Below are 9,646 nucleotides of genomic sequence, written 5' to 3' on the forward strand. Positions count from 1 at the left end.
GCAGCCCTTGCACGAATAATGCACGGGCTTTTTTATTGATTAGAGTGATGGGATTTTGCGCAGCCTGTACGCTATTTTTTAAAAGTCATTCAATTCAAAAGCGGTTTAGGCTATAACTAAACTCTTTGCCTTACACAAACAGGATGTGACATGCAATTTCCATTTTGGCCCAGAGGTGAGAATGTTCAGCTTCACGGGTCTTATGATGATTCCTTTATCCCTTTGATTCAGGCGTTCCGGCAAATTCAGCCACAAGCCCAGCATAATAGTAGGCAGTCTGGTGGTTCTGCACTGGCCGTGTATTTTCAGGGCAAGAAAGTAGTCGACGTCTGGACAGGGGCCATGAAACAGGACACCCCGTGGCAGGAAGACAGCATGGCGCTCAGTTTTTCAACCGGTAAAGCTGCTTTGGCAATGCTGGTGCATCGTCTGGCTGATCAGGGATTACTGGACTATGACCACAATATTGCGCATTACTGGCCCGAGTTTGGCAAAAATGGCAAGGATAGAATCACGATAAGGCATGTGCTGGCTCACCAGTCTGGCCTGTTTGACATTCGCCAGAACATCCAGTCTGCGGTGCAAATGCTGGACTGGCATGACATGCTAAAGGTCTATGAAAATGCTACGCCACGCTTTGAACCCGGCACAAAAGTGGCGTATCAGGCGCTCAGTTTTGGCTGGCTACTGGGTGGCGTGGTTGAAAAAGTTACTGGTCAGTCGGTGTGTGAGGTTTTCCAAAAGGAACTGGTGACGCCACTGGGGCTGGATGGTGCCTATTTTGGGGTGCCTGCCAGTGAACTGGAGCGTGTGGCACGGCCTATTATCCTAAACAAACCTCAGCAAGCTGAGGACAACCAGAAAACCCGACCAGCCACTCAAAAGAAACTGTTGCCCAATGGACGCAGACCTTTAACCTTGCAGGAAAAAATGATTAAGCTCACCGGCCTTGATCCCTATGAAGCTGAAGATGCGTTGATGCCCAAGGGAATTAGCCGGTTTAGCTTTTTTAACGACCGCGTTTTGCAGGCCTGTATCCCAGCAGCCAATGGCGTATTTACCGCAAGGTCGCTGGCAAAAATGTATGCCATGCTGGTTAATGAAGGAGAAATTGATGGCCAGCAATACCTGTCACCAGAACGGGTAAGATTGCTCAGCCAGATTCAAAATACCCAGCGTGACCGCATTATGTCCATTCCCATGAACTGGCGGCTGGGCTATCACCGGATTTTGTCGCTGGGTAAGCGTGTACCGGAAGGTTTTGGGCATATCGGTTATAACGGCTCTGGCGCGTGGTGCGATCCATCCCGTGGTTTAAGCTTTGCCTATGTGCATAACTTTGCTGGCAGTAGCATCACCGGTGATCCGCGCTTATGGTGGCTAACCCAGACTGCGCTGCAAAATGCCGATTTAAGCCTGACTGGCAAGAAAGGCTGATTCTTCGGGCAGGGGAATGGCATGATGCGTGCGTAACAGGCTTGCAAATTCCTCAGGCAGCACAGCCTTGCTAAAGTAATAGCCCTGCATCTGGTCGCAGGAATTCTGGCGCAGGAAGTCTTCCTGTTCCTCGGTTTCAACGCCTTCTGCAATCACAGTCATGCATAGGGTTTTACCCATCGCGATAATGGCTTCAGTAATGGCCTTGTCACTTGCATTGGTTGCCACTTCCCGGATAAATGAGCGGTCAACCTTTAAGGTATCAATCGGGAAATTTTTGAGCTGTGCCAATGAGGAATAGCCTGTGCCAAAGTCATCAATGGCCAGCCGTACGCCTATCTCTTTGATGGCAGCCAGCAGGGTAATGGCCTTGGCCGGATCACGCATCACCAGGCCTTCGGTAATTTCCAGTTCCAGCAACCTGGGGTCCATGCCTGTTTCTTTAAGAATGGTGGCAATGTCGAGCAGCAAATGATCGTCGGTAAACTGGCGAACTGACAGATTAACGGCCATGCAAACTGGCGGCAGGCCTTCACGCTGCCAAGCCATGTTTTGCAGGCAGGCTGTACGCAGCACCCATTTGCCAATTGGAACAATCATGCCGGTTTCTTCAGCAATGGGAATAAACTGGGCAGGAGAGATGGGGCCAAGTTCCGGGTTTTGCCAGCGCAACAGGGCTTCTACCCCAGAAATGGCACCGGAAGCCAGATCGCGCTTCGGCTGATACAGTACGGTAAATTCATGGCGTTCCAGTGCCTGACGCAGATTCCTCTCCAATGCCATACGTTCAAGCGCATAGGAGCGCACCTGCTCTGAGAAAAACTGGTAATTGTTTTTACCTGCTTCCTTGGCAGCATACATTGCGATATCAGCACTTTTGATTAGGGTGACTTCATCCTGACCATCATCAGGGAAAATAGCAATTCCCACACTCGCCGTAACTCGGCATTCCTGTCCTTGTAGTAAAAAAGGTGCAATAGCGGCATCGACGATCTTGCGGGCAATGAGTGCGATTTCCTTTTTTTCATGAACCTGAGGTACCAGTACGACAAATTCATCACCTCCCAGTCGTGCCACAATATCGCTTGTGCGCAGCGTTTGTCTGAATCGGGTAGAAATCTCGTACAGTAGTTGATCTCCCGCTTCATGTCCTAATGTGTCATTAATAAACTTGAAGCGATCCAGGTCAATAAAAAGTACTGCAAAACTTCCGCCATAGCGTAAAGCAGATTGTACTGCAATGCTAAGCATCTGGTTATACATGACCCGATTGGGAAGGCCGGTCAGGCTATCATGCGTGGCCAAATGCTCAATTTTTGCATCCGCGCGTTTTTGCTCTGAAATATCCCGTGCCACCCCACGATAACCTTGCAAAATACCATGGCTGTCGAGCACGGCCTCACCACTCACGCTAATGTAAATATCAAGATTATCCGGCATTGCAAAATGCAGGATCAGATCGCGAAAGGACTGGTGCGCCAGGAGTTGTGCCTTATGCGCTTCCCAGCCGCCGGGCGTCTTGATGGTAATCCCGGATTCAAACAGGCGCTTGCCGAGTAGCATTTCAGGAGGCAAATCCTTGCTGGCGCGTCCACTTTCAAAACGGGTAATCCGAAACTCAGCATCCTGTTCCCAATACCAGTCTGACGACAAGTCAGTGAGTGCCCGGAAGCGTGCTTCGCTCTCCTTAATGGCTTTATTGGTGGCAACCAGACGTGAACGCAGGAAATCCAGATAAATACTGCCAACAATAAAACGGCTAATGGCAAGAACCAGCGAAAAATATAACAGGACTTTGATAGCCAGCGTTGAAGTGGGAAATGAAATGGCTGTACCAAAGCCTATAAATACCGCGATTCCAATTGCAAAAATAATAAACAGGATCATGAACTGGCGTACAGTCAGCAAAAACAGGCCATAGGCAGCAGCTTCGACAATACGGATTAAAAATAAAAAATTGAGCTCAGGCACCAGATATAACCCGATAAACTGGCAGGCAGAAACCACGAGCAAATGCGGGAGAGCCAGTGTAGGATCTTTAAAGCGCTCACTTAATCTGGTTTTATGCAGGATATAAAAACAGCTGCCACATATCAGGGCAAGCCCTGTATACAACAGCCAGAACCAAAGCGGCAGACTGGCAAATAGCACAAGGCCACTGAGCAGGCTGATTTCCATCAGCCAGTTGATGGCGCTTAATTTCATTGCTGTTAAACGAAGCTGATAGGCATTTTGATGCCTTCCTATCCGTTTGCCGATGATATGCATTATATTCGTCCATGCTGTTCAGCGTTTTTTGCTTATAAACTGGTCTTTTTACAGACACTTCCTGGTTTAAATCCGGCGATTTTATACAACATCAGCGCATAATCTCGGCTTTTAAGACTATAGCTCTACCCAATATAGTACTGTCCCGATTGCATTCAACATACAAATAAAGCCGTATTTCGTCAATGCAGAACCCTAATACTAAAACGCATACAACGAATACCAAATCTCATGATTGGCATAACCAGTTTGTTGACTGTCAGCACGGCAACCAAAGTGAATCGCAGAATTTTTTAACCGCTTTTTTTGCTTAAATCGGCTATGCTAAGCGATTAAAGAAGATATTCATTAAACCCTGTTAGATACCCTAAACATTTAGGGTTTAATGTGGATTGAGATATGTATCAGGTTCTTGCGCGTAAATATCGCCCACGCAACTTTAATCAGCTGGTGGGGCAAACTCATGTATCCCGGGCATTAACCAGTGCGCTGGAGCGTAATCGCCTGCATCACGCCTATTTGTTTACTGGCACGCGCGGGGTGGGCAAGACTACGATTGCGCGTATTTTGTCCAAGTGTCTGAACTGTGAAACCGGCATTACTGCCACGCCCTGTGAGGTTTGTGCCACCTGTGTTGCCATTAATCAGGGCCGCTTTATTGACCTGATTGAAATTGATGCCGCCTCGCGCACCAAGGTGGAAGACACGCGCGAATTGCTGGATAATGTCCCCTATGCGCCAACACAGGGACGATATAAGGTTTACCTGATTGACGAAGTGCACATGCTGTCCACGCATAGCTTTAATGCGCTGCTTAAAACACTGGAAGAACCACCAGAACACGTCAAGTTTTTACTGGCCACCACTGACCCGCAAAAATTGCCGGTTACTGTGCTGTCGCGCTGTTTGCAGTTTACCCTGCGGCCATTGCAGCAGCAGGAAATCCATGATCACCTGCACAACATTCTGGATCAGGAACAGATTGGCTATGATGACAAAGCCCTGTGGCAACTGGCCGAAGCTGCACAAGGTTCGCTCCGGGATGCGCTGTCACTAACCGATCAGGCGATTGCTTTTGGTCAGGGGCAATTGCAGGGCAGTGATGTACAGGACATGCTGGGCCTTCTGGATAAAGGCCAGATTGTGCATTTGTTGCAGTCGATTTATCAGAATAACGGCCAGCAAGTGAGCCAGATTCTGCAAAATCTGGCCAATCAGGCGGTGGATTTAAAAGCCGTACTGGATCAGCTCATTACCTTGTTGCATCAACTGGCACTGCTACAGGTTTTACCGCAGGTGCCGTTGCAGGGTACGCAGGAATACCAACAGCAGTTGCGCCAACTGGCACAGCAGGTTGATCCCAGCGATGTTCAGCTCTATTACCAGATTGCCTTGCAAGGCCGACAGGATTTAAAACTGGCGGTAAGCCTGCAACAGGGCTTTGATATGTGTATTTTGCGCATGCTGGCCTTTAAGCCACTGGGCAATAATACCCAGATTCTGGAAGATTCCAGTGCTGGTTCAATTGCAGCTCAGCAGCCTAGCCAGATTAATGCAAGCAATCATTCCCCAGTATTAAAACCTGCCAGTGCTTTACCTGATCAGCAGCATGAACAAAGTATCAACGTGGTGGCTGAGCCTACGCAACAAAGCTCTGCGCCACAATTTACTGAAAACAGTGATCATTCTGAAATAGCTGTGCCTGCTACTTTTCAGTCTTCTGCACCAAAAGATGAGCAGGTTCGAGATCACTTTGCAAAAAATACACTATTAGAAAACCAATTATTTGAACATCACACTGTAGACAATGATTTGCTGGTACAGGATGAATTTTTCATTAGTCAGCCGGATGCTACAGCTATTCAATCTGCACCAGAAGTCGAAGAAACTCATGAACTGGATTTGTTCGGTCAGCCTGTTACAGCGATGCCTGATGAGCCGACACCAGCAGCGCCATTAATTGCAGTCTTACCACAGGTTGATACTGGCGTCGATGCAGGCCAGAACAGCAAGTCGCAATTAGTTAATGAGCGGTTGACTGATGACCAATTAATTGATGAGCAATTAGTTGAAGCAGCCGATACAGTAACAGATAGTCCGACGTTAGAAATTCCGGTAACAGACAATGAACCTGCTGATGCTATAGATAACCATTCACGCCAATTATTGCCGCAGCAAATATTGCAGCATCGGGCCGTAGAGTTGACCGGAGCATGGGATATTGAAAAATGGGAGTGCTGGCTACGTGAAGCGGCAATCAGCCCGGCTATTCGCAATCTGGCCCAGCATGGTTTAATCCGGGGTGAGATTGGCCAAAGTGCAGCATTTGTGATTTCACCCGAGCACCGCCTGATGGCTACCGAGCTATTTGATGGACTAATTGCAGCATTAAAGCAGCAATGGCCTGAATGCAATGCAGAACTGGTGTTTGAGCATATTGATGAGCCTTTGCCTTTGGAATTAAAAGCAATCCGGCGTGAAAAAGCCTTGCAGCAGGCTGACCATTTACTTCGACAGGAACCTGTAATTCAGCCTTTAATTGCCAAGTTTGAAGCCAGCCTGACCAATGTCAGCTTCAAGGAATAAAGTTTGCTTACGCATTATTTGCACACTTGAGCAAAACCTTACGCAAAATGTACCGAGAGCCAAAAACAACTGCGCTATAACTGTTGGATTCGTAAAAGAAACAGCAGGTAAGGTATGGCAAATATTTCATTGATTGTGGGCAGTTTGCGCCGGGAATCCATTAATTTAAAAATTGCCAAAGCATTGATCAAGCTGGCACAACAGGAGAATTTGCCGCATCAGTTTAAGCTGGTGGATATTGCCAGTTTGCCACTTTATAACGAGGACTTATGGGAAGATATTCCTGAAGCGGTTACTCAGTTTAAGATCATTATAAAAAATACTGATGCCTTGCTGTTTGTGACGCCAGAATATAATCGTTCGGTGCCTTCACCCTTAAAAAATGCACTGGACTGGGGTTCGCGGCCCAGTGATGATAATAGCTGGAAGCACAAGCCAGCAGCCATGCTAGGTGCAAGTCCGGGGCAGGTAGGTACAGCAGTGGCACAGTCGCATTTACGCAGTATTTTATTGACGCTAAACACGCGCGTGATGGGCCAGCCGGAAATTTATCTTAAATTTGAAGAAAGCATGGTGAATGATAACAATGAAATTACCAGCGAAAGAACCCGGCAGTTTTTATTAAAATTTTTAAATAAATTTAACGAGTGGATTGATGAAGTGAAGCCAGCCACAGCTTGAATTCACTTCATCACTGTTAAACGAAACAAGGTTAACGTTGTAAGGTGGCTTATTTAATTGGCCGTTACTAATAACTGTGCCAGTGCTTCACGTAACTGATCTGGTATGGCAACAGCTTGCCGGGTTTGCCGATCCACAAACACATGCACAAAATGTCCTTGTGCCACGGCTTGCTGATCGCCCGGCTTAAAAATTGCCAATTCATAACGTACCGATGAGCGACCCAGATGGGCAACCCGCAGCGCACCTTCGAGCGCATCCGGGAAAGCAACCGGTGCAAAATAGCTACAGCCGGAATCCACAACCAATCCGATAATAGGGCCATCATGAATGTCCAGTCCACCTTGCTCAATCAGATAGCGGTTAGCGGTACTGTCAAAATAGCTGTAGTACATGACATTGTTGACATGGCCATAAATATCATTATCAGCCCAGCGCGTTGTTAGCGGTGAAAACCAGCTAAAGTCTTTACGCTGATAGGCCACAGGTTTGGCAGCCGGGCTGGATTTAGAGGCGGGTACATAAGTATTCATCAGTTTCTCAAAAATGCTTTTTTAAAAACGCTTTCGCATAAAGCTGGTGGTTGGCATCCTGCTAGTCAGGCGTACACTGCCTGATAAATTGCCAGTGCATCGGCGTGGCTAAGTTCACGGGGGTTATTCACCAGCAAGCGGGTTTGCAGCATGGCATCACGCGCCAGCATTTCAAGGTCTTGTTCTGGGACATTCAATTGGCTTAGGCGACGGGGTAAACCACTGTCCAGAATGTGTTGTTCCAAACGATCAATCAACTGGTTGGCCAGTTCCATATCTGAACCTTGTGCTGCCGGATTTAACATCAGCATCAATTCAGCATAGTGTCTGGCCGCGTGGCTTAGGTTAAAGCGGATCACTTCACACAGCACCAGCGCATTGGAGAGGCCATGGGAAATATGGTAATGCCCGCCCAGTGGGTAAGCCAGCGCATGAACGGCGGCAACGGGTGAGTTGGCAAAAGCCTGTCCAGCCAGCATGGCACCAAACAGCATATTCTGGCGAGCTTCCAGATTGTGGCCTTCATGCACGGCGGTTTGCAGATTTTGATCCAGTAATACCAGTGCCTGCTTGGCCAGCATGTCGGAATACAGGTTTTTCTTGTGAACGCTGGTATAAGCTTCAATGGCATGCACCATGGCATCAATTCCGGTGGCTGCGGTGACGCTTGGTGGCAGGCCAGTGGTGAGTTCAGCATCCAGCAAGGCAATATCTGCATACAATACCGGCGATACCACACCCATCTTGGTGGTTTCACCAGTCGTCACAATAGCCACGCTGGTGACTTCCGAGCCAGTACCGGCAGTGGTAGGTACCTGAATCAGTGGCAAACGCTGGCCCTGAATATTGCCTACGCCATAAATTTCGCTTAAGGCCTGGGTTTGCTGCGGATTGGCCAAAATGGCAATCAGTTTGGCCACATCCATGGAGCTGCCGCCACCATAGCCAATTACCCCATCAATCTGCTTTGACTTTGCCTGTTCAACTGCAGCCAGAATTACATGATCCGGCGGGTCGGCCAATACCTGATCGTAAATGCTGTATTCAATCCCTGCATGACTCAGGCTTTGTAGTGCATCATTATGCAGCTGGTATTGCACAATGCCACCATCGGTAACAAACATCACATGACTTAAGCCCAGTCGCTTACAGTGCTCACCAAGCTGGTGCCGCGAGCCAGCAGCACAGATAATTTGTTTAACAGTATCAAAGCTAAAGTGATTCATGGTTTGTTCCCTGGTGGCAAATGGTCCCTGATTCCTGTCAGAATCATTCATATTGTGGCACGGGCTATAGCAGTGTGCCTAGCGTTGCCGCTATACTCAATTGGTTTATTTTGTTAGGAAAAGCGTGCAATGGCAAGCTCGCCATATCAGGTATTGTGTGTCTGTCTGGGGAATATCTGTCGTTCGCCCACGGCAGAAATCGTTTTAAAACATTATGTAAAGCTGGCTGGTTTGTCCATAGAAATTGATTCTGCGGGAACCAGCAATTACCATCCCAACAAGGCGCCAGACCCGCGCACGCAGAAATTTGCCCGTGCCCGGGGTTATGATTTGTCACATTTGCGCGCGCGTCAGATATGCCGGGAAGACTACGACCAGTTTGACCTGATTCTGGCAATGGATGAGACCAACCTGTCAGATTTAAAGTGGCAAATTAATAATCTGGTGCAGCAAGGTGAGCTGGATGCATCGGTACTTGACCGGGTAGTGCTGATGAGTGAACAGGACCGGAATTTTTTCCGGCAGGCAATCCCTGATCCTTATTTTGGTCAGGCCAGCGACTTTGAGCGGGTCATTGTGCAATGTGAAAGTGCAGCACAGGCCTGGGTAGAATACTGGCAAGCCAATCCAGAGATCCTGCGCCGCCAATCTTAATTTATCCAGACTAAGTCATCACCATTAAGTAAAAATAAGCCATGATTTTTCAGAAATAGTTTCTCTGAATTAGGGCGTGTCCTCATTTGAAGAATTGGTTTTAAATACTTAAAATCTTCCTTTGAGTTATTTTTATTTCTATATTTTCAATGGCACGTACTCTTCTTACCGATGATATCTGGCAGCAAATTCAAGATACTATGCGATTACATGGTTGCTACTGTTCAAAAAACAGTAGAAATATCATGGAAGCGATCTTAT

7 protein-coding genes and 1 pseudogene are annotated in these 9,646 nt (G+C 47.6%); 5 read left to right on the plus strand and 3 right to left on the minus strand.

What is annotated here, in order from left to right; genetic code table 11:
- The first annotated feature begins 150 nt into the window (after positions 1-150).
- Entirely contained in the window at positions 151-1,437 is a 1,287-nt protein-coding gene (locus E2B99_RS06315) for a serine hydrolase domain-containing protein (RefSeq protein ID WP_134244099.1), read from the plus strand.
- Here E2B99_RS06315 and E2B99_RS15000 read toward each other — a convergent pair.
- Positions 1,411-3,705, minus strand: coding sequence for a putative bifunctional diguanylate cyclase/phosphodiesterase (locus tag E2B99_RS15000; protein WP_134244100.1), 2,295 nt, complete (start codon positions 3,703-3,705; stop codon positions 1,411-1,413). The genes E2B99_RS06315 and E2B99_RS15000 overlap by 27 nt on opposite strands.
- A 399-nt stretch (positions 3,706-4,104) precedes the next feature.
- On the opposite strand from E2B99_RS15000, the gene dnaX reads away from it, so the two are divergent.
- Together dnaX and E2B99_RS06330 are read left to right on the plus strand one after the other, a co-directional pair.
- A complete protein-coding gene (dnaX, locus tag E2B99_RS06325) occupies positions 4,105-6,291 on the plus strand; it encodes a DNA polymerase III subunit gamma/tau (RefSeq protein ID WP_134244101.1) in 2,187 nt (728 codons plus the stop codon).
- A 114-nt stretch (positions 6,292-6,405) separates the two neighbouring features.
- Positions 6,406-6,972: an NADPH-dependent FMN reductase gene (locus tag E2B99_RS06330; protein ID WP_134244102.1), complete on the plus strand. Its 567-nt coding sequence runs from the start codon at positions 6,406-6,408 to the stop codon at positions 6,970-6,972.
- Positions 6,973-7,025: 53 nt separating this feature from the next.
- Here the strand turns inward: E2B99_RS06330 and E2B99_RS06335 are convergent, their stop codons facing one another.
- Entirely contained in the window at positions 7,026-7,505 is a 480-nt protein-coding gene (locus tag E2B99_RS06335; protein ID WP_134244103.1) for an acyl-CoA thioesterase, read from the minus strand.
- Between the two features lie 65 nt (positions 7,506-7,570).
- On the minus strand, positions 7,571-8,731 hold the full coding sequence (locus E2B99_RS06340) for an iron-containing alcohol dehydrogenase (RefSeq protein WP_134244104.1): 1,161 nt from the start codon (positions 8,729-8,731) through the stop codon (positions 7,571-7,573).
- Positions 8,732-8,860: 129 nt separating this feature from the next.
- On the opposite strand from E2B99_RS06340, the gene E2B99_RS06345 reads away from it, so the two are divergent.
- Positions 8,861-9,385, plus strand: coding sequence for a low molecular weight protein-tyrosine-phosphatase (locus E2B99_RS06345; protein ID WP_134244105.1), 525 nt, complete (start codon positions 8,861-8,863; stop codon positions 9,383-9,385).
- A gap of 149 nt (positions 9,386-9,534) precedes the next feature.
- A pseudogene (locus tag E2B99_RS14855) lies at positions 9,535-9,646 on the plus strand (IS5/IS1182 family transposase); the annotation flags it as partial.

The sequence above is a fragment of the Alkanindiges illinoisensis genome (assembly GCF_004377485.1).
Classification (GTDB): domain Bacteria; phylum Pseudomonadota; class Gammaproteobacteria; order Pseudomonadales; family Moraxellaceae; genus Alkanindiges; species Alkanindiges illinoisensis_A.